17 protein-coding genes are annotated in these 18,727 nt (G+C 70.4%); 4 read left to right on the plus strand and 13 right to left on the minus strand.

Annotated elements, in window-relative coordinates; genetic code table 11:
• Positions 1–46 precede the first annotated feature (46 nt).
• The 4 genes from PQB87_RS35090 to PQB87_RS35105 all read left to right on the plus strand — a co-directional run bounded on the left by PQB87_RS35090 (position 47) and on the right by PQB87_RS35105 (position 4,501).
• A complete protein-coding gene (locus PQB87_RS35090) occupies positions 47–1,132 on the plus strand; it encodes a helix-turn-helix transcriptional regulator (RefSeq protein ID WP_226127343.1) in 1,086 nt (361 codons plus the stop codon).
• Between the two features lie 459 nt (positions 1,133–1,591).
• Positions 1,592–2,578 (plus strand): TRAP transporter substrate-binding protein, encoded by a 987-nt coding sequence (locus PQB87_RS35095; RefSeq protein ID WP_048027553.1) that lies wholly within the window; start codon positions 1,592–1,594, stop codon positions 2,576–2,578.
• Positions 2,575–3,144, plus strand: a complete 570-nt coding sequence (locus PQB87_RS35100) for a TRAP transporter small permease (RefSeq protein ID WP_059688724.1) — start codon at positions 2,575–2,577, stop codon at positions 3,142–3,144. Before PQB87_RS35095 ends, PQB87_RS35100 begins: the two co-directional genes overlap by 4 nt.
• Before the next feature lie 4 nt (positions 3,145–3,148).
• Complete coding sequence (locus PQB87_RS35105; protein WP_059688723.1) at positions 3,149–4,501, plus strand: TRAP transporter large permease; 1,353 nt, start codon at positions 3,149–3,151, stop codon at positions 4,499–4,501.
• 100 nt (positions 4,502–4,601) lie between these two features.
• Here PQB87_RS35105 and PQB87_RS35110 read toward each other — a convergent pair whose 3' ends face one another.
• The 13 genes from PQB87_RS35110 to PQB87_RS35170 are packed head-to-tail and all read right to left on the minus strand — an operon-like array spanning position 4,602 to position 18,725.
• Positions 4,602–4,844 (minus strand): hypothetical protein, encoded by a 243-nt coding sequence (locus PQB87_RS35110; RefSeq protein WP_489244908.1) that lies wholly within the window; start codon positions 4,842–4,844, stop codon positions 4,602–4,604.
• Between the two features lie 32 nt (positions 4,845–4,876).
• Positions 4,877–6,295 carry an FAD-binding oxidoreductase gene (locus PQB87_RS35115; protein ID WP_489244910.1) on the minus strand — a complete coding sequence of 473 codons (1,419 nt, stop codon included), beginning with the start codon at positions 6,293–6,295 and terminating at the stop codon, positions 4,877–4,879.
• Positions 6,296–6,297: 2 nt separating this feature from the next.
• Entirely contained in the window at positions 6,298–6,840 is a 543-nt protein-coding gene (locus PQB87_RS35120; RefSeq protein ID WP_021160282.1) for a hypothetical protein, read from the minus strand.
• Between the two features lie 52 nt (positions 6,841–6,892).
• Positions 6,893–7,972, minus strand: coding sequence for an ABC transporter permease (locus tag PQB87_RS35125; RefSeq protein WP_059697031.1), 1,080 nt, complete (start codon positions 7,970–7,972; stop codon positions 6,893–6,895).
• Positions 7,965–8,978, minus strand: a complete 1,014-nt coding sequence (locus tag PQB87_RS35130) for an ATP-binding cassette domain-containing protein (protein ID WP_489244911.1) — start codon at positions 8,976–8,978, stop codon at positions 7,965–7,967. Before PQB87_RS35130 ends, PQB87_RS35125 begins: the two co-directional genes overlap by 8 nt.
• Before the next feature lie 13 nt (positions 8,979–8,991).
• Entirely contained in the window at positions 8,992–10,065 is a 1,074-nt protein-coding gene (locus tag PQB87_RS35135) for a TauD/TfdA family dioxygenase (protein ID WP_048027529.1), read from the minus strand.
• Positions 10,066–10,068: 3 nt separating this feature from the next.
• Positions 10,069–10,731, minus strand: coding sequence for a class I SAM-dependent methyltransferase (locus PQB87_RS35140; RefSeq protein ID WP_021160286.1), 663 nt, complete (start codon positions 10,729–10,731; stop codon positions 10,069–10,071).
• 38 nt (positions 10,732–10,769) lie between these two features.
• A complete protein-coding gene (locus PQB87_RS35145) occupies positions 10,770–12,032 on the minus strand; it encodes a citrate/2-methylcitrate synthase (RefSeq protein WP_489244913.1) in 1,263 nt (420 codons plus the stop codon).
• Between the two features lies 1 nt (position 12,033).
• On the minus strand, positions 12,034–13,884 hold the full coding sequence (locus PQB87_RS35150; protein ID WP_233345041.1) for an acyl-CoA dehydrogenase family protein: 1,851 nt from the start codon (positions 13,882–13,884) through the stop codon (positions 12,034–12,036).
• Positions 13,884–14,975: a hypothetical protein gene (locus PQB87_RS35155; RefSeq protein WP_111939497.1), complete on the minus strand. Its 1,092-nt coding sequence runs from the start codon at positions 14,973–14,975 to the stop codon at positions 13,884–13,886. The genes PQB87_RS35150 and PQB87_RS35155 overlap by 1 nt, the downstream gene beginning before the upstream one ends.
• Complete coding sequence (locus PQB87_RS35160; RefSeq protein WP_489244916.1) at positions 14,972–16,555, minus strand: acyl-CoA ligase (AMP-forming), exosortase A system-associated; 1,584 nt, start codon at positions 16,553–16,555, stop codon at positions 14,972–14,974. Before PQB87_RS35160 ends, PQB87_RS35155 begins: the two co-directional genes overlap by 4 nt.
• Before the next feature lie 24 nt (positions 16,556–16,579).
• A complete protein-coding gene (locus tag PQB87_RS35165; protein WP_489244917.1) occupies positions 16,580–17,755 on the minus strand; it encodes a PLP-dependent decarboxylase in 1,176 nt (391 codons plus the stop codon).
• Entirely contained in the window at positions 17,745–18,725 is a 981-nt protein-coding gene (locus tag PQB87_RS35170; RefSeq protein WP_060089119.1) for a ketoacyl-ACP synthase III family protein, read from the minus strand. Before PQB87_RS35170 ends, PQB87_RS35165 begins: the two co-directional genes overlap by 11 nt.
• Positions 18,726–18,727: the final 2 nt, after the last annotated feature.

The following is an 18,727-nucleotide window of genomic DNA, read 5'->3' on the forward strand; positions in this document are numbered from 1 at the left end:
ACAAGACGTTCGACAAAAACGCACGGCGCGGGGTAGCCAGATGCAAATGAACGGGTTGATTCCATCGGCATGGATCGATGACGTCTATGCTGCGGCACTGGGCGATCAACGCTGGGAAACGGTGCTGGACGGGCTGAGATCGTGGGTCGGCGTGCGCATGGTCACGCTGCTGTCGTTCGACGACGCGGCGCGGGTGCCGGCGATCGAGAAGGCGGCGGGTGACGACGCGTCATGGGTCGCCGCGTGTTATCACACGTACAACACCGAGTTCTATCGGTACGACCCGGTCGTGCCGGTCGCCGGCAACTGGCCGGCGGGCCGCTGGTTCGAGGACGTCAAGCACCTGTCCGCGCACCAGCGCGCGCACAGCGAGTTCTATCAGGAGTTCCTTCACCCTTATGGGATCGGCAGCATCTCGGGCCTGTACATCCATCGCAGCGAGGGTTCGGGCGCATTCCTCAGCGTCCAGGGCGGCCTCGAATCGCAGGGGCTGTCCGACGATCAGCGTCGCGCGATCGAAAACATGGGGATGCACATCAGCCGCGCGCTGCAGATCCAGGCGCGGATCGGCGAGCTCGAGGCGCGCGTGGCCGCGGCCGAATCGGCGCTCGATGCGATTCCGGTGCCGGTCTTCCTGCTCGGCGCGCAGCGCGAATTGCGCTATACGAATCGCGCGGCCGATCAGCTGATCGCGGCGGAGCCGGCGTTGCGGGTGGTGAACGGGCGTTTCGCGCCGGAAGGCTGCGTCGACGACGTGCAATGGCGGCACGCGTACGCGCGCGGCGGGCTGTTGTTGCGGCGCGCGACGGGCGAACCGTTGCCGCTGGCGTTGATGCCGGTGCCCGAGCAGTCGCGCCTGATGCGCGAGCGGCCGGGCGTCGCGACGCTGATGACGGCCGCCGACCTGCGTTCGCCGTCGGCCCGCGCGCAGCGGCTGCGCGTGTTTTACGGGCTGTCGTCGGCCGAGGCCGATCTCGCCGTGCTGCTGTGCTGCGACGGGCTGTCGCCGCAGGAATGCGCGGGGCTGCGCGGCGTGTCGATCGGCACGATCCGCACGCAGATCAAGTCGATCTACGCGAAGACGGCCGTGGCACGCGCGGCGCAACTGACGTCGCTGGTCATGCAGACATGACGGCAACGGCAGGCGAGCGCGCCTGTCGCTGCACGCTTTCCCCCTCGTTCTTTCCTTCCTGAATCGCGCCGCCGGCGGCGCGTGCGCATGACATTGCGCCGACGTACACACGTTGAGATCAGTCATCCTATAACAATCGAAAGCGAAGCGATCGATCGATTTCCCCTGTCAGCCCAGGCAATCAGCCGGCCGCTTGGCGCAAAGGCGAACCCGCTTCCGGAAAACGTTTCGCCTGGCGCCGCCTAAACAGAGAATACGATTCCCCGAAATTCGCTGCAAACCCTTCGTGGCTGAGCTTCTACGGGTATGCACCAAGTGAGTTAAACGATTAACCGACGTACATTCGCGTCAACACGTCATACGACGTATGACTCTGCGGTCGGCGAGCACGGCGTCGAAGCGTGCGCATGCCGGCCGATCGCCGCGCGACAACGAGTACAACCATCAAGGAGACTGACGATGAAGCACCGATTCACCCGCTCCCGTACCGCCCTGGCCGTTGCGCTGCTGGCCGGCTTCGCGATGTCCGCCCAGGCGCGCGTGTTCCGCTCGGCGGACGTGCATGGCGACAACTTCCCGACCAACATGGCCGTGAAGTTCATGGGCGACGAACTGTCGAAGCAGACGGGCGGCAAGGATTCGATCAAGGTGTTCGGCAACAGCGCGCTCGGCTCGGAGAAGGACACGGTCGACCAGGTGCGGATCGGTGCGATCGACATGGCGCGCGTGAACGGCGCGTCGTTCAACGAGATCGTGCCGGAATCGCTGATCCCGTCGTTCCCGTTCCTGTTCCGCGACGTCGATCATTTCCGCAAGGCGATGTACGGCCCGGCCGGCCAGAAGATCCTGGACGCGTTCACCGCGAAGGGGATGATCGCGCTGACGTTCTACGAGAGCGGCGCGCGCTCGATCTACGCGAAGCGCCCGGTGCGCTCGCCGGCCGACATGAAGGGGCTGAAGGTGCGCGTGCAACCGTCTGACCTGATGGTCGACGAGATCAAGGCGATGGGCGGCACGCCGACGCCGATGCCGTTCGCCGAGGTGTACACGGGGCTGAAGACGGGCCTCGTCGACGCGGCCGAAAACAACATGCCGTCATACGAGGAAACCAAGCACTACGAAGTGGCGCCCGACTACTCGGAGACGCAGCACGCGATGACGCCGGAAGTGCTGGTGTTCTCGAAGAAGGTCTGGGACACGTTGTCGCCGCAGGAGCAGGCGGCGATCAGGAAGGCCGCGGCCGATTCGGTGCCGTACTACCAGAAGCTGTGGACCGCGCGCGAGGCGTCCGCGCAGCAGGCTGTGACGAAGGGCGGCGCGAAGGTCCTGCCGGCCGCGCAGATCGATCGCGCGGCGTTCGTGAAGGCGATGCAGCCGCTGTGGACGAAGTACGAGAAGACGCCGCAGATGAAGCAGATCGTCGACGAGATCGAGGCCACCAAGTGACGCGTCGCACTTCCCTGAACGGCGCCGCGGCCGCCGGCGGGGCGGCCGCCCCGGACGGCGCGGAGCCGGCGCGGCCGCATGTCGCGCCGCTCCTGCGCTGCGTGAACGACGTGCTGTTCCGCGTGCTGGCGGTGATCGCGTCGGCGTGCCTCGCGGTGCTGACGGTGCTGGTGTTCTACGCGGTCGTGATGCGCTACGTGTTCGAGAACGCGCCGGATTTCGTGGAGCCGATCGCGCTGCTGCTCGTGATCGTGATCGCGATGTTCGGCGCGGCGATGAAGGTGCGCGACGGTGGTCACATCGGCCTCGATTCGCTCGTGCGCCGGCTGCCGCCCAGATCGCGCACGGTGGTGATCGCGATCCAGCACGTGAGCCTGATCGCGTTCGCGATCATGATCATGGCCGGCTGCGGCAGCATGGCCGCCGAGACGATGGGCGACCGCATTCCGATCATCGGGCTGCCCGAAGGCGTGCGTTACCTGATCACGATGCCGGCCGCGATCGCCATCATCCTCTTCTCGCTCGAGCACCTGCTCGCGCTTCGTCGTTCTTCGCCGGGGCAATAACGCCATGGAACTCGCGATCCTGTCCGTCAGTTTTCTGATTTTCCTCGTACTCGGCGTGCCCGTGTCGTTCGCGCTCGGCATCGCCTGCGTGCTGACCTATATGGTCGAAGGCCTGCCGATCGCGACCGCGATGCAGGCGATGATCTCGGGGATGAATGCGTTCTCGTTTCTCGCGGTGCCGTTCTTCATCTTCTCCGGCGAACTGATGCTGCACGGCGGCATCGCGGACCGGATCCTGCGCTTCGCGCAGGCGACCGTCGGCCACTTCCGCGGCGGCCTCGGGATGGCGAACGTCGTCGCCTGCACGCTGTTCGGCGGCGTGTCGGGCTCGCCGACCGCCGATACGTCGGCGATGGGCGGCGTGGTGATTCCGCTGATGAAGCGCGAAGGCTACAGCGCCGCGTACGCGGTCAACGTGACGACGCACGCGTCGCTCGCCGGCGCGCTGATGCCGACGTCGACCAACATGATCATCTACGCGTTCGCCGCGCAGGGCATCACCGGGATGCTGCACGGCCAGCCGGTGAGTGGCGTGTCGATCGGCGACCTGCTGTTTTCCGGGCTGCTGCCGGTGTTGTGGGTGATGGGCTTCGTGCTCGCCGCCGCGTACTGGCAGGCGGTGCGCCACGGCTACCCGCGCCGCGAAGACGGTTCGTCCGCGCTGCCCGCGTTTCCCGGCTGGTATGCGGTGCTGCGCAGCTTCGTCGGCGCGGTGCCCGGGCTGATGGTGATCGCGATCATCCTCGTGTGCGTCGCGAAGGGGATCGCGACCGCGACCGAAGCCGCCGCGATCGCCGTCGTGTACTCGCTCGTGCTGACCGCGTTCGTGTACCGCACGCTGACGGCCGAGAAGCTGCGCCGCGCGCTGTCGCATGCGGCGCGCACGACGGGGGTCGTGCTGCTGCTGATCGCGGTGTCGAACATGCTGCGCTTCCAGATGTCGTACCTGGAGATTCCGGATGCGATCGAGGGGCTGCTGAAGCAGTCGACCGCCGCGCCGTGGCTGATGCTGCTGTACATCAACATCATCCAGGTGTTCCTCGGCACGTTCGTCGACATGGCCGCGCACATCCTGATCACGACGCCGCTGTTCCTGCCGATCGCGATGGCGTGCGGTGTCGGGCCGGTGCAGTTCGGGATCATGCTGCTGCTGAACTGCTCGCTCGGCCTCGTGCATCCGCCGATCGGCTCGGTGCAGTTCGTCGGCTGCGCGATCGGCAACGTGTCGATCGGGGAGACGACGAAGATGGCGTGGCCGTATTACCTCGCGATCTTCAGTGCGATCAACATCGTCACTTACATGCCGTTCTTCTCGACCTGGCTGCCCAGCCTGATCAGCGGGCACGCGGTGTTCTGACCGGATGCGTTGCCTGACGCGGCGCCGGACGACCGAGGTTGTCCGGCGCCGCGTTTGTTTGCGCGGCGCCCTTTGAATTCACCGGAACGCACATGCCCGCTCAATCCCGCCGCGCCTCCGGTTCGCCGTTTCCATCGGCCGGCCGTTCGTCGCGCCACTCCGCCAGCTCGCGCCACAGCGCCGGACGTGCATGATCGCGCGGCGGCAGCGGGATCACGTAGGCCACCCCTCGCACGTTGATCACGGCTCCCGAGTCGGGTAGCGTGGCCGGAATGCCGGAGAGCGGCGGGTCGGTATCCGGTTCGGAAGCCGTACCCGGGCCGGGCGGGTGTCGAAGCATCATGCGAATTCTCCCTGGCGCCGCGAATCGGCGCATCAATAACGGACCCGCCCGATCAACCCCAACGGATCGACGGCGTTCTGGACGGCTGCGGCGAGTTCCCGTTGCGCGGCCGGCACGTGCTTGCGGTAATACGCGACGTTGACCGGCCCGACGCCATGCTCCGCGCTGAAGCAGCCGCCGGCCCGCACGACGCGCTCGTACAGCGCGCCGCGCAGCGCCACCTGCTGCAGCGGCCCGTAGCGCTCCGCGCCGGCGTGGGGGATCGACACGACGAGATGGCAGCCGCCGTCGCCGAAATGACCGAACGCGTGACAGCGCAGCGACGGATGCGCCGCCGCGATCCATTGCTCGGCATCGGCGACGAATGCGGCCAGCGCGCCGCGCGGAAACGACACGTCGAACGACAGCGGAATGCCGTGCTGCGCAACCGCGACCGGCAGTGCATCGCGGATCCGCCAGAACCGTTCGGCCGGCGCGCAGGCCGCGTCGAGTACCACGCGTTCACCCGCCAGCGTGTCGAGCGTCGCAAGCGTGCGTTCCTCGAGCAGCCCGTCGAGCCCCGGCATGCCGGTCGCGATCTCGACGAGCGCGTAGCATGCGGCGGCATCCGCTTCAAACGGAATGCGCAGCGCCGGAAACGCGGCGGCGACGCAACCGACGGTCGCGGCCGACATGAATTCGAACGCCGACAGCATCTCGCCGAACGCGCGCTCGAACGCAAGCAGGCCGGCGAGCGCCGCGTCGTATGACGCAAACGCGACGAACGCGGCACACGACGACCGTTCGAGCGGTGCGAGCGCGAACGACACGGCCGTCACGAGCCCGTGGGCGCCGTTCGCACCGATGAAGCATTGCGTGACGTCGAAGCCTGCGTTGCGCTTGCGCAGCGGCGCGAGCGCGTCGATCACGGTGCCCGCCGCGTCGGCGAGCACGACTTCGACGCCGAGCACGTTGCGGCGCACGTCGCCGTACTTGATCAGCCGGCTGCCGCCCGCGTTGGCGCCGACGAGGCCGCCGGCCGCCGGATCGCTGCCGAGGTCGACCGGCAGGCAGAGGCCGGCGTCGGCCGCCACGCGGTTGATGTCGGACAGCCGCGCGCCGGCCTCGACGGTGATGCTGCGATTCGCCGCGTCGAACGCGCGAACGGCGCGCATCCGGTCGAACGACACCACGCATTGCGTGCCGCTGCGATCGGGCACGGCGGCGCCGACGAGCCCGGTGCGCGCCCCCTGTGCGACGAGCGCGACGCGGTGCGCGACGGCGACCCGCGCGAGCGCGCTCGTGTCGGCGGTCGACGCCGGCCGCGCGACTCCGAGCGCGAGGCCGCCGTGTCGCGTCACGTCCGTCGCGTACGGCTCGCAGGCTTCGGCCGACGCACCGTCGAGCCAGCCGTCGCCGAGCGTCGCGGCGAGCGCGTGCCGTTGCGCGGCACGGTCGGGCAGCGCGCTCATCGTCAGCCGGCCCGCACGAGCTGCTTGCGCAGGCGGCCGCGCACGACGACCAGCGCGATCAGCGGCACGACGCCGCCCCACAGCGGGCTGTGGCGCATCGCGATCGACACCGCGAGCGCGACGACGGTGACGGCGAGCAGCACGATCGACAGCGAACGGGCGCGCGCATGGTCGACGAACGTGCCGTCGACGAATCCGCCGTCCGACCACGCGGTATGCACGATGCCGACGACCAGCACGCAGACGAGCATCGCGGCCGGCCCGAGTTCTTCTCCCCACAAACGGCTACCTGTCGGTGACACGAGCGCCAGCACCGCGCCGATCACGAGGAACAGGTCGACGCCGATCGCGATGCTGTTGCGGTCCGCGCGGCGGATCAGCCATGCGCCGTGCACGAGCGCGAGCACGCCGCCGATCAGGAACGCGTGCGTCCAGCGCACATCCGGCTGTCCGGGCCCGAGCCGGCCGTAGAACAGGAACACGATCGCCGGCAGGAAGTTGCTCGCGTGCAGCAGGTAGTCGGTGATGGGATTGCTCGATTTCATCGGGAGATTCTCCTTCGTCGAAACGTCGAAACAATGGGCGACGCGTCATGCGTCATGCGTCGTGCCAGCGGAACAGCCGCGCGGCGGCGAACAGGAACAGCGCCGTGCTCGCGGTCATGCCGAGCAGTTGCGGCGCGAGCTGCGCGTACGGGGCGCCGTCGACCAGCGCGCCGCGCAGCGCGACGGCGAACTGGTTGGTCGGCAGGAACGCGAGTACCGCCTTGAGCCAGGCCGGTGCGTCGTGCATCGGGATCGTCAGGTCGCTGAAGAACAGCAGCGGGTAGTAGGTGACGTTGCATGCGAGTTCGGCGGCCGCGAGCGACCGCGTGCGGCTCGCGAGCAGCACGCCGATGCTGAGCACCATCGCCGCGCCGAGCAGCACGATCGGCAAGGCGCGCAGCCCGTCCGGCGTCGCGATCGGCAGCGCGATGCCGAACGCGACGCGTGCGACCGTCAGCAGCACGAGCGCCGACAGCGCCATCATCACCATCCGCGCGACGATCAGCGCGGCGAGGAACACGCCGCGCGAGACCGGGAAGCACACGTACAGCTTGAAGGTATTGCGTTCGCGCAGCGACGCGATCGCGGTGGTCGTCGAGTTCAGGCCGATCGCCATGAACGCCATCACGAGAATGCCGGTCGCGAAGAACGCGCCATAGTCGAACGGACGGCGCGCCGGTGCCGCGTTCTCGAAGCGCGCCTGCGCGGCCGGCAGCCCGAGCCGCTGCGCGGCGCAGCGGGCGAGCGCGATCTCGACGACGCGCGACGCGGCCTTGACCGCGAGCGAGCCGTTGAAGTCGTAGCGGATCGTCGCCGGCGTGCGCTCGTCGGCGCCGAGCACGACGGTCACGCGATCGGCCGCCGCGCCGTGCCCGCCGAAGGTCGCCTTCACCGTGTCGCTGTGCGTGAGGCTGGCGACGATCTGCGCTTCGCATGCGCGGCTGTACGGCGTCGCGCCGCCGGGCACGTCGAACGCGATGTCGGCGGTGCCGAGCGACCCCGATCCGCCGAACGCGAACAGCATCACGCTCAGCAGGAACACCGGGAACACGAGCGTCCAGAACAGCGACGAGCGGCTGCGCAGATAACCGAGCAGCTCGTTGCGCACGAGAATCAGGAACACCTTAGTCATGGACGGGGCCCTCGGTACAGAGGCGCAGCAGGTCGCCCGGCGTGCTCGGCGCGAGCGCGAGATGCTGGATGCCCTGTTCGCCGACGATGCGGTGCACGTTCGGATGCAGCGTCGCATCGCCGAACACCTCGACGACGTGCGCGGCCGACACGCGCACGCCGGTCACGCCCGGCAGCGCCGCGAGCCGCTTGCGCAGCGCGCGCGCGTCGGCTTCGTCGCGGCAATGCAGGACCGCGCGCGCTTCGCCGACGAGCTCGGCGCGCAGCGCGTCCTTGTCGCCCTGGTAGCGCACGGCGCCGTCGCGCACCCAGACGAGATCGTCGACGACGGCAAGCTCCTCCTCGGCGTGGCAGATCATCGCGACGCTCGTGCCGCGCGCGCGGTGGCGCAGAAGGTCGATCACGACGCCCGCATAGCGACGGTCGAGGCCGGTGAACGGTTCATCGAGCACGGCCAGTTCGGGGCGGTGCGCGAGCGCCACGTAGAGATCCACGCGCTGGCGCTGCCCCTTCGACAGCGCGCGGCACGGCTTGTCGAGCAGTTCGGCGATGCCGAGCGCCTCCGTGACCGCGGCGTCCGCCTGCACGTACATCGCGCGGTGCAGCGCGACGATCTCCGACACGCGGAGATGGTCGGGATACTCGACCTTCTGCAGCTGCGCGCCGAGCCGCCGCAGCGACGGCGTGTCGCGCATGAAGCGCGCGGCCGGCACGTCGAGCACGCGCACGTCGGTGCCGCCGCGCCGGAAGCCGAGCAGCGTTTCGAGCAGCGTGGTCTTGCCGGAACCGTTCGGCCCGACGATCGCCGTGACCGCGCCGAGCCGGAACCGCACGTGCCGCGCGGAGAAACGGAAATCGCCGGCCGCGACGTCGATCGCGCGCGCACCGAGCGCCGCGCCCGGCGCGTGCGCATCGGGCGGCGGCTGCGAGGCCGTGCGCAGCGGCCGGTCGAACGCGGCGTGCGGGCCGAACAGCGCGCGCACGGAGGCGAGGAACGAATCGCTCATCGTCGGCTTCCTGTCAGTCGAACAGCATGACCTGCGTGTCGCGCGCGCCCCGGTACGGGTTGCGGCCGTGCGCGACCAGCATGTTGTCGACGACGAGCACGTCGCCGGCCTGCCACGGGAATGCGAGCTCCTCTTCGTCGAACGCGTCGTAGATCGCGACGAGATCGTCGAACGGCATCGGCGAGCCGTCGCCGTAGCGGATCTCGTACGGGAACGCGGCGCGCGCGCCGTACATGCGCTGCAGGTAGCGGTAGCTGAGCTCGCCCATCGAGCGCGGGTTCGGGTGCTGCGCGCTGGCCTGGTTGAACCAGACGGTTTCGCCGGTGCGCGGATGCGCGCGCAGCGCGCTGCCGACGTGCGACACGGTCACGCTGCCGTCGTCGAGCCAGCGGCAGCCGACGCCGCGTTCCGCGCACAGCCGCTCGACCTCGTCGCGGTCGCGCGTGCCGAACGCGTCGTGCCACGGCCGGTGGTATTCGGCGAACGGCAGGTTCGGGTTGGCGGCGAGGCCGTCCGCGCGATCGCCGGGCGCCGCGAAGTTGCGCAGGTACATCACGCCGCGCGCGGCGAACCGTTCGCGCAGCGCGGCCGGCACGCGTGCCGTCACGCGCCGCATGTCGCAGATCGGCGTTTCGCCGCCCGCATCGGCCGGCTGCCGGCAATAGAACGCGACGAGGCGCGGGAACGCGGGCATGTAGGCCATCTCCTGGTGCAGCCCGATCTTGAACGGCGGCGGCATGCGGGTCGATTCGTACACCTGGCCGTCGATCTGCTTGCGCGGCGCGGCGCCCGCCGTGTAACCGTTCGCGTGCGCCGGATACAGCGCGCCGAGGCGGCCGAACGCGGCGGTGTCGGGCACCGCGAAACCGCGCCACAGCAGCGCGCCGCACGCGTCGAGCAGCGTGTCGATCGTGTCGAGCCGCGAGCGGTACCACGCGACGAACATCTCCGGCGAGGTCGCGAGCTCGGCGCTGCGCGGCGTCACGCACAGCGGCAGCGTCGCGCCGGGCGCGACCGCCGCGCAGTGCACGTCGTCGGCGCCGAGCCGCACGGCGGCGTGCGCGGCGAGAAAGGCGAGGTCGGTCATCGCTCAGGCCAGCGCCGGTTTCTTCAGCAGGATCTCGAAGCCGAGCGCGCCGAGCCCGGCGCTCGGGCTGTAGATCGACGCGACGTCCGCGAGGCCGGCTTCGGCGACGAGCGCATGCGCTTCGTCGAGCGTGATCTTTTCCTCGACGTGGGTCGGCGGATAGTCGGCGGCGGCGCGCATCTCGGTGAAGCGGTCGAGCAGGTGCTGCGGCGCGTCGCGGCGCATGTCGTGCACGAGCGCGATGCCGCCCGGCTCCAGCACGCGATACATCTCGGTCAGGCTGAGCGCCTTGTCGGGCAGGTGGTGCAGCGTCGCGCGGCCGACGGCCATCGTCAGCGTGCCGTCGTCGAACGGCAGCGCGAGCGCGTCGCCGACGCGCATCTCGATCGTGTCGTCGAGATCGAGTTCGCGGATGCGCGGGCGGCCTTCGTCGAGCATGGCCGGATCGAGGTCGATGCCGACGTAGCGCCAGCCGCGCATCGCCGGGTCGGTGGCGAGCCGCACCGGTACGACGCCGGTGGCCGTGCCGATGTCGGCGATCACGCCGGGCGTCATCCCGCGCGCGAGCTGGCGGATGCGGCTGATGAACAGCAGGTCCCACGGTTCGAGCGTTTCGGTGGCGAAGCGATCGTAGTCGTTCGCCGGGCGCAGGTTCTTGAGCAGCATGACGTTCCTTTTGCTGAATGGTGCCGATGGATGAAGGTTCACAACCAGCCGACCGGCACGGCGGCCAGCAGCCGTCGCGCGGTCGCGCTGTTGACGCCGAAGGCCGGGCGTCGCCGGCGCTCGACCGCATGCGCGGCCATCGCCGCGATGCGTGCGCCGAGCCCGACACCGACGCCCCACGACGGCGCGGCGACACCGAGTTCGAGCAGCGTCGCCGCCGTCAGGAAATCGATGTTCGGCCGCAACGCGCGGCGGGCGTCGGCCTGCGCGCAGCACGCGTCGAACAGCGTCACGTATGCACCGTCGAAGCCGTGCGCGGCGAACAGGCCGCGCATGTGCGGCGGACGCGGATCGGCGACGAACAGCGGATGGCCGAAGCCGTACAGCGTGTGTTTCGCGTCGAGCGCCGCATCGATCGCCGCGCGGCCGGCGGCGTCGAGCGCGGCGGCCGGTGCGTCGATGCCGCCCGGGACCGAGCGTGCGAGCGCGGCGAGCCAGTGCATCGCTTCGAGTGCCGCGCCGACGTGCGACGGGCCGCTCGCGAGGAAACCGGACGCGATCGCCTGCGTGAGTGTGACGCCGGTGCCGATCGCAACGCGCGGCGCGAGCACGGTCGGCGTGATGTAGCCGAAGCCGGCGTGCCACGCGACGAGCAGCATGTCCATTGCGGCTTGCGCTTGCGCATCGTGGCGCGTCGCGCCGGTCAGCACGAGCATGCGTTGCGCTTGCGTCGCGGCGGTATCGAGCGAAGCGCCGCCGTCGGTGCCGGCGGCAAACGGACGGCCTTCGATCGCCGCGTGCAGCAGGAACGGCGCGGCGGCCGCGCACAGCAGCATCGTGTCGAGATCGGCGTCGTCCGGCGCGTTGCCGGGCATGCGTGCCGTCACGTCGTCGAAGCCGCGCAACAGGCCGGACGCGGCCGCGAACACCGGCGCGACACCCGCCGCGCCGAGATCCGCGGCGATGGACTGCGCAGCCGAGCCGGGCGCCAGCACCCCGGCGAACGCCGCGAGCCGCGCGCCGATCGCCGCCTCGTGCGCACGATGGGCGGCGCTGCCCGGCGCGACGTCGAACCACAGGTGCGCGAGTGCGCCTTCGAAGGTCGTCGCGCCGATCAGCGCGTTCAGGTCGAGATCGCGCACGCGCAGCGCTTCGGGCTCGAGCGTCGCGCCGTCGATGTCGGTGCCGCGATGGCGCGTTGCCGGGCGGCCGAGCAGGTTGCGCGGGGCGTCGCCGGTCGAGGCGGCCGAAGCGTTCGTGCCAGTCGAAACGTTCGTGCCGGAATCGAGTGTCGTGTCCATGTCATTCCGCCTGCACGAGTTCTTCGCTGCTGACGCTGATCGCCGCGTGCGCCATCGCGGCGATCACGGCCGCGTGCTGGTCGACCACGGGCAGCACGTTCGCGAAGTAGTAGCGCGCGCTTTTCAGCTTGCCGCGATAGAACGCGAGTTCGGCCGGCGTGTCGGCCGTGTCCGGCGCGTCGAGCCGGCGCGCGGCGATCGTCGCCGATTCGAGCAGCACCCACGCCGACGTGACGACGCCGAACATCTCGAGAAAACGCGTATAGAACTGGCTGCTGCGGTGCGTATGACCGTCCTGCACGTCGCGCGCGATGTCGTCGAGCGCGGCGGCGATCCGGTCGGCGCCCGTGCGCAGCGCGTCGAACAGCGGGCGCAGCTCCGCATGCGTGCCCGTGTGATGCTGGCGCGCGAGGAACACGTCGAGTTCGTCGCGGTAGTACTGGATCAGCCGCGAATGGCGGCCGAAGCCGAGCTTGTCGCGCACGAGGTCCTGCGCCTGGATGTAGTTCGTGCCTTCCCAGATCGACAGGATCTTCACGTCGCGCGCGTTCTGCTCGACGGGGCTCGCGTCGGTGTAGCCGAGCCCGCCGTGCACCTGGATCGCGGTTTCGCAGATCCGCCACGCCTGGTCGGAGATGAACGCCTTGCAGACCGGCGTCAGCAGCAGTTGCAGCTTGCGGTGGCGCTCGATCTCGGCCGGATCGGCGTCGGGTGTCGCTTCGAGCATCGCCGCGCGCGTCGCGGTCGCGGCGAGCTTGCCGAGCAGGCCGCGGCAGCCGTCGACGCGGCTTTTCATGTCGACCAGCATGCGCTGCACGTCCGCGTGCTCGACGATCGCGACGCGCGCGGCATTCGTGTTCGACGCGCGCTCGATCGGCCGGCCCTGCAGCCGGCGGCCCGCATACTCGACCGCGTGCAGGTACGCGCTCGACGCGACGCCGACGCCGAACATCCCGGTACTCATCCGCGCCTGGTTCATCAGCGGCATCAATTGCAGCAGGCCGACGTTGCGCCGGCCGCCGAGCAGCCAGCCGCGGGTCGTGCCGTTCGCGCCGAACACCAGGTGCGTGTTCGCGCAGCCCTTGAGCCCCATCTTGCGCGGCAGGCCGATGCAGTCGACATGGTTCGGCTGCAATTCGCCGGTTTCCTCGTCCGGCCAGAAGCGCGGCACGACGAGGCACGACAGCGAGAAGGAATCGGGCGACGCGGTGTCGATGCGGCCGAGCACGAAATACAGCGTGTTCTCGGTCAGCTCGTGCATGCCGGCCGAGATGTAGACCTTCTCGCCGTCGATCGCGTAGATGTCGCGTTCGAGCGGCGTCGCGCGCAGCGCGACCGCGGTGAGGTCGGTGCCGGCCTGCGGCTCGGTCGCGCAGAAGCACGCATCCCAGCGGTACGCCTCGAGCGGCGCGATCAGCGCTTTCTGGTGCGGCGTGCCGTGCATCTGCAGCAGCTTGATCGCGGGGCGCGTGAAGCCGCCGTACGTCATGAACGACGGGTTCGCGCCCATGAACATCTCGTAGATCATCTGCGTGACGATCGGCGGCAGCCCGTGCGCGGTGCCGAACAGCGTGTTCGACCATTCGTCGCGAAACCGCGCCCACAACGCGTGGAAATGCGACGGAATGCGCACCTGGCCGTCGTCGAGCAGCGTGCAGCCCTCGACGTCCGCCTGCTGGTAGCTGCGGCCGAGGTCGAGCGCGAAGTCGCGCGCGCGTTCGAGCAGCGCGTCGATCGATGCACGGTCATGGGTGCCGTACAGGCCGTGTTCCGCCAGGAACCGCTTGTCGGCTTCGAACAGTTCCCACAGAAAGAAGCGCAGTTCGCGCAGGCTGACCTTGTAGGCGCTCATCATGCGTCTCCTTCGATATCGAGTGCGGCATCGAGGCCGCCGGCGAGGTCGACGACGGCCGCCGCCGCCGCGCCATGCAGTGCCGCATCCCACACGAGCACCGTGCGGCGCTCGCCTTCGTCGAGCGCACCGGCGAGCCGGATCAGTGCGGCGGCCGATTCGGCCGACGACAGGTGGCCCGATCCGTCGTGCTGAATCCGCGCGCCGACCGGGATCGACGCGGCGTCGGCCACGCGCGCCGCGAAGCCGGGATCGAAGCCGGGAGGCACGCACCAGTCGATCTGATCGGCGCGCAGCCCGGCCATGTCGAGTGCGCGGCGGATCGCGCGCGCGGCGAGCGGCGCGAGCGTGTCGCGCAGCGCGCCCGGCGCGTCGGCCCACGGATCGGCGATCGACGGCCCGAACTCGAGCGCGACGGACCGCACGCCGCCCCAGTCGGCCGGCTCGGGCGCCGGGCCCGCGCGCGACACGAGCAGCGCGGCGGCCGCGTCGCCGTAGCCGACCAGGTCGCCGAACTGGCGGAAGAACGGGTAGAGCCACTTGTCGCTGAGGATCACGAGCGCCTGGTCGCCTTCGTCGAGCAGCCCGTCGAGCAGCATCAGCGCCGAATACCAGCCGAGCGTGCCGTTCTGGCCGAGCGCGAACGGCGTCACGCGTTGCAGGCCGAGTTCGTACTGCATGCGGCCGACGACCGAGTCGCCGATGCCTTCGTTGAGCGCGCAGCTCGCGACGATCACGTGGGTCGTGCGGGCCAGTTGCCCGGAGCCGAGCTGGTCGCGCAGGTCGAGCGCGGCGTCGGCGGCGAGATCGGCGAGGCTGCGCCCGGGCGGTGCGACCCGCAGCGCGGGCCGGCCGCCGGGCGCGAGGCGCGTGCCTTCCTCGGGCGTCAGCGCGCCCATCCCGCGCGGCCGCGCGAAGCGCGCCTGCGGCAGCAGCAGGTGCCGGTAGCCGGGATGGCGCTCCTGTGCCTGGATCGCGCTGAACACGACGGCGGGCGGCAGCACCACGACGCCGCCGGACAGGGCGAGCGTGCCGGGCGCGGCGACGCGGCGCGCGCCGAGGCAGGTTTCATCGAGCGTCGACAGGGTCATGCGGCGGTCTCCTCGTTCGTGCGTGCGAACGCGTCGCGATACTGGTTTTTCAGCGCGGGGCGGTCGATCTTGCCGTTCGGGTTGCGCGGCAGCGCCGGCAGCGGCTCGACGACGAGCGGGCTCATGTAGGTCGGCAACGCGTCGCGGCACGCGCGTGCGATGTCGGCGCGGCACGCGTCGGCGTCGAGCGTCGACACGACGCACGCGGCGATCGCCTCGCCGAGCGATGCGTGCGGCACGCCGAACACCGCCGCCTCGCGGATGTGGGGCAGCGCGAACAGCACGTCCTCGACTTCGGTCGGGCTCACGCGGTAGCCGGAGGTCTTGATCATGTCGTCGCCGCGCGCGACGAAATACAGGTAGCCGTCGGCGTCGCGCCGCACGATGTCGCCGGACCACACCGCGACGTCGGGGCGCGGGATCTCGCCGTGCCGGCGCGGCAGCGGGCGAAAGCGCTGCGCGGTCAGCTCGGGCCGGTTCCAGTAGCCGAGCGTGACGAACGCGCCGCGATGCACGAGTTCGCCCGGCTCGTCGGCCGCGCATTCGCTGCCGTCCGCACGCAGCACGAGGATCTCGGCGTTCGGCACGGCCTTGCCGATCGACGTCGGGCGCAACGCCGCGTCGGCCGGCGGCAGGTACGTCGAACGGAACGCTTCGGTCAATCCGTACATCAGGTACGGCGCGGCGTGCGTGAACAGCGCCTGCAGGCGGTGCAGCAGCGGCGTCGCGAGATGGCCGCCGGTGTTCGCGAAGCGGCGGATTCGCGTGCGCGCCGTATCGCTCCAGCCGGCCGACGCGAGCTGCATCCACAGCGGCGGCACGCCGGTGATCGACGTCACGCCGAACGCGTCGCAATGGCGCGGCACGTCGGCCGGCTGCAGGAAGTCGAGCGGCGCATAACATGCGCCGAACGCCAGCGCGGTCGTGAGCTGGCTCAGGCCCGCGTCGAAGCTGAGCGGCAGCACGCCGAGCACGACGTCGTCGTCGGCCAGCCCCTGGTACGCGGCGACGCTGAACGCGCCCGACACCAGGTTGCGGTGCGATACGACCACGCCTTTGGGCTTGCCGGTCGAGCCGGACGTATAGAGCAGCGCGGCGGGATCGTCGTCGACCGGGCGGCCGGCGGCCAAAGGTGCCGAAGGTGCCGAAGCGCCGGCGTCGGACGCGGCGATCGCATCGGCCAGCTCCTCGATCAGCATCGCGCGGGTGCCGACGAGCGCGGCGAGTGCCGGCAGGCGCTTCAATCGCTGCGCGCCGGTCATGAACAGCGCCGCGCCGCTGTCGGCGACGATGTGTTCGATCTGCGCTTCCTTCAATTGCGGATTGACCGGCACGAAGATCGCGCCGAGTGCGTTGGCCGCGAGCATCGCGACCACGGTTTCGATGCGTTTCGGCGCGTAGATCGCGACGCGCTCGCCGGGCCGCACGCCGCGCGACGCGAGCGCGGCGGCCGCGCGGCGGACCGCGCGCGCGAGCTGTTCGTAGGTCATCGTGCCGCCGCCGTCGGCATACGCGGGATGATGCGGCCAGCGCGCGGCGCCGTGGTCGAGCAGGTCGGCGATGCTGATCAGGGCGTTCATGATCGGCTCCTCTCTCTGGTGGGTCTAGGCGGGCCGCACGTACACGTGTGCGGCTTCGTGGGACAGGAAATGCGCCATCGAGTACGTCCGGTGATAGGCGCCGCAGCGCGCGAACACGGCGATGTCGCCGACCTGCGGCGGTGCGCCCGCATCGTCGCGGCCGATCACGTCCGCGCGGCTGCACGTGCTGCCGGCGTAGATCGTCGGCACGCCGCGCGCGGGCGGTGCAGGCATGCGGCGCACGAGCGACGGCGCGGCCAGCCGGCGCATCACCGATTCGGTCTGCGCGAGCAGGAACGCATGCGACAGCCCGCCGTCGCAGACGGCGATCGTGCGGTCCGGCCATGTCTTGACCGCGACGACGCGCGTCGCGAACACGCCCGCGTCGGCGAAGATCGCGCGACCGGATTCGTGCGCGAGCGAATACCGGCCGGCCAGCGGGGCGAGCGCGGCCGCATAGCGCTCGAACGCGGCATCGCCCGGGTGATCGTCGGCGAAACCGCCGCCGAGGCTCAGCGAGCCGAGCGGTGCGCCGTTGGCCGGCGCGAGATCGCGGGCGAGCGCCGCGAGCCGCTCGGGCAGCACGAGCGTGTCGGGCTGCGTCGCGTCCTGGCGGATGAACGAATGCGGGCCGGAGAACACGTGCAGCCCGGCAACGGGCAGGCCGGCGGCGGCGAGCGTGCGCACCGCGTCGTGTGCCTCGTTCGGCGTCATCCCGAAGTGGTCGTGCCACAGCGCCCGCGCGTCGTCGCCGGCCAGCGCGCCGGCGTTCACGCGCAGCAGTACCGGGCCCGGCGTGCCGCCGCCGGCCGCGGTTTCGCGCGCCAGCGGCACGAAGCGCGCGACCGCGTCCGGGTTGTCGAGCACGAAATGGCAGCGCGACGCGAGCCCGGCACGCATGAACATCTCGTCCATCGACGGGTTGTTCAGGTAGCGCGGCGTCCTGATCCGGCCGATCACCGCGTCGAGTTCGCCGCGGCTCGCGAGTTCGACGCCGTCCTCGTACGCATGGGCACAGCGCGCGAGCATGTCCTGGTTCGGGTTCGCCTTCAGCGACACGATCAGCCGCGTGCCGAGCCGCGCCTTCAGCGACCGGTAGCGCGCAATCGCGACTTCCGGCTCGTACACGTAGCACGGCGTGCGCAGGTCGGGGATCCACGCGTGGTCGCCGGCGGGGGGAAGCGGGCGCTCAGGCGTCATGGCGGCCCACCGGATGAAGCGTGGCGGCGGCATACGCGCCGCAGTTCGACTGCATCACGCCGAGCACGCGCTGCCCGCGCGCGACCGCGTCGAGCCCGACGTCGGCCAGGTTGATCGGGAAATCCGAGCAGCACGCATGGCCGCGTGCATGGATGTTCTCCGCATACAGCCGCTCGGCCGGCACGCGCATCGCGCGGCACAGCGCGTTCCAGCCCGGCAGGTCGGCGTTGTGCGGCAGCACGAGCTCGTATGCGTCGAGCGCATGCGGTTCGAGCGCGACCGCCGCGTCGATCGCCTTGCGCGTGTACGGCCACTCCATCATGATCAGGTCGGCCTCGTTCGCGGCGACGGTGTCCGAGCCGCGATGCCATTTCGCGTGCGTCTCGATCGCGATGCCGCCGAGCCGGTTCTTCGTGCTGTTGCGCGCGATCAGCATCGCGGCCGCGCCGTCGCACTGCACGCCCGTCATCTGCCGCATCCGGTAATCCTCGCCGTACACGCGGTCGGACGACACGACGAGCGCCGCGTCGAGTTGCGGATAACGACGCATCAGCGCGCGAACGGTCTCGATGCCGGCCGCGACCGACACGCAGTTCAGCTGCGCGACCGAGCCGAGCCACAGCGGCTCGATGCCGAGCTGCGCGGCGAGCTCGTGCGGCAGGCTGCGCGGCGCGGGCGGCACGCTGAACTGCTGCGTGTGCACGTGGACGATCGCGCCGATGTCGGACGGATGCACGCGCGCGGTGTCGAGCAGGCGGCCCGCCGCCGCGATCGCGAGATCGGTCTCGCTCGTGTCGAGCGCCATGTGGAAGTAGCGGCTGCCCGACTGTGCGATCGCCGCGGCCCGTTGCGCCGGGTAGTCGCGCTCGGCGGCCCATGCCTCGATGTCGACCGGCGGGCCCGGCAGTTCGTAGGCCACCGCGTCGATGCCGATCCAGAAATCGCGTGATGCCTGGGAGGAGTTCGTCATGG

The organism is Burkholderia sp. KL41 (assembly GCF_057005415.2).

What these genes read in the sequence shown, in the direction of transcription:
- PQB87_RS35110 (WP_489244908.1), bottom strand. Translation starts at nt 4,844, where the DNA reads ATGATGCTTCGACACCCGCCCGGCCCGGGTACGGCTTCCGAACCGGAT.
- PQB87_RS35115 (WP_489244910.1), bottom strand. Translation starts at nt 6,295, where the DNA reads ATGAGCGCGCTGCCCGACCGTGCCGCGCAACGGCACGCGCTCGCCGCG.
- PQB87_RS35140 (WP_021160286.1), bottom strand. Translation starts at nt 10,731, where the DNA reads ATGCTGCTCAAGAACCTGCGCCCGGCGAACGACTACGATCGCTTCGCC.
- PQB87_RS35130 (WP_489244911.1), bottom strand. Translation starts at nt 8,978, where the DNA reads ATGAGCGATTCGTTCCTCGCCTCCGTGCGCGCGCTGTTCGGCCCGCAC.
- PQB87_RS35150 (WP_233345041.1), bottom strand. Translation starts at nt 13,884, where the DNA reads ATGAGCGCCTACAAGGTCAGCCTGCGCGAACTGCGCTTCTTTCTGTGG.
- PQB87_RS35155 (WP_111939497.1), bottom strand. Translation starts at nt 14,975, where the DNA reads ATGACCCTGTCGACGCTCGATGAAACCTGCCTCGGCGCGCGCCGCGTC.
- PQB87_RS35145 (WP_489244913.1), bottom strand. Translation starts at nt 12,032, where the DNA reads ATGGACACGACACTCGATTCCGGCACGAACGTTTCGACTGGCACGAAC.
- PQB87_RS35135 (WP_048027529.1), bottom strand. Translation starts at nt 10,065, where the DNA reads ATGACCGACCTCGCCTTTCTCGCCGCGCACGCCGCCGTGCGGCTCGGC.
- PQB87_RS35125 (WP_059697031.1), bottom strand. Translation starts at nt 7,972, where the DNA reads ATGACTAAGGTGTTCCTGATTCTCGTGCGCAACGAGCTGCTCGGTTAT.
- PQB87_RS35160 (WP_489244916.1), bottom strand. Translation starts at nt 16,555, where the DNA reads ATGAACGCCCTGATCAGCATCGCCGACCTGCTCGACCACGGCGCCGCG.
- PQB87_RS35095 (WP_048027553.1), top strand. Translation starts at nt 1,592, where the DNA reads ATGAAGCACCGATTCACCCGCTCCCGTACCGCCCTGGCCGTTGCGCTG.
- PQB87_RS35120 (WP_021160282.1), bottom strand. Translation starts at nt 6,840, where the DNA reads ATGAAATCGAGCAATCCCATCACCGACTACCTGCTGCACGCGAGCAAC.
- PQB87_RS35105 (WP_059688723.1), top strand. Translation starts at nt 3,149, where the DNA reads ATGGAACTCGCGATCCTGTCCGTCAGTTTTCTGATTTTCCTCGTACTC.
- PQB87_RS35165 (WP_489244917.1), bottom strand. Translation starts at nt 17,755, where the DNA reads ATGACGCCTGAGCGCCCGCTTCCCCCCGCCGGCGACCACGCGTGGATC.
- PQB87_RS35090 (WP_226127343.1), top strand. Translation starts at nt 47, where the DNA reads ATGAACGGGTTGATTCCATCGGCATGGATCGATGACGTCTATGCTGCG.
- PQB87_RS35170 (WP_060089119.1), bottom strand. Translation starts at nt 18,725, where the DNA reads ATGACGAACTCCTCCCAGGCATCACGCGATTTCTGGATCGGCATCGAC.